1 rRNA gene (running past one end of the window) is annotated in these 546 nt (G+C 52.6%); it reads right to left on the bottom strand.

The features are described 5' to 3' along the window. Positions 1 to 26: 26 nt before the first annotated feature. Positions 27 to 546 (bottom strand): 16S ribosomal RNA (locus DW677_RS17980); its annotated part runs 913 nt beyond the window's last position; the annotation flags it as partial.

Raw genomic sequence — 546 nt, 5'->3', positions numbered from 1 at the left:
TAAAACCCTTACTTCTTCTTCCTTAGAAAGGAGGTGATCCAGCCGCACCTTCCGATACGGCTACCTTGTTACGACTTCACCCCAGTTATCAGACCTGCCTTCGACAGCTCCCTGCTTTCGCTTGGGTCACTGGCTTCGGGCATTTCCGACTCCCATGGTGTGACGGGCGGTGTGTACAAGACCCGGGAACGTATTCACCGCAGCATTCTGATCTGCGATTACTAGCGATTCCAGCTTCATGTAGTCGAGTTGCAGACTACAATCCGAACTGAGACGTTATTTTTGAGATTTGCTCCCCCTCACAGGCTCGCTTCTCTTTGTTTACGCCATTGTAGCACGTGTGTAGCCCAAATCATAAGGGGCATGATGATTTGACGTCATCCCCACCTTCCTCCAGGTTATCCCTGGCAGTCTCATCAGAGTGCCCAGCTTTACCTGCTGGCTACTGACAATAGGGGTTGCGCTCGTTGCGGGACTTAACCCAACATCTCACGACACGAGCTGACGACAACCATGCACCACCTGTCACCTCTGTCCCGAAGGAGG

It is taken from the genome of Clostridium sp. AM25-23AC, assembly GCF_003435125.1.
GTDB lineage: Bacteria > Bacillota > Clostridia > Lachnospirales > Lachnospiraceae > Pilosibacter > Pilosibacter fragilis.
The sequence above is the reverse complement of the archived record's forward strand: the minus strand, read 5'-3'. Positions and strand labels throughout refer to the sequence as shown.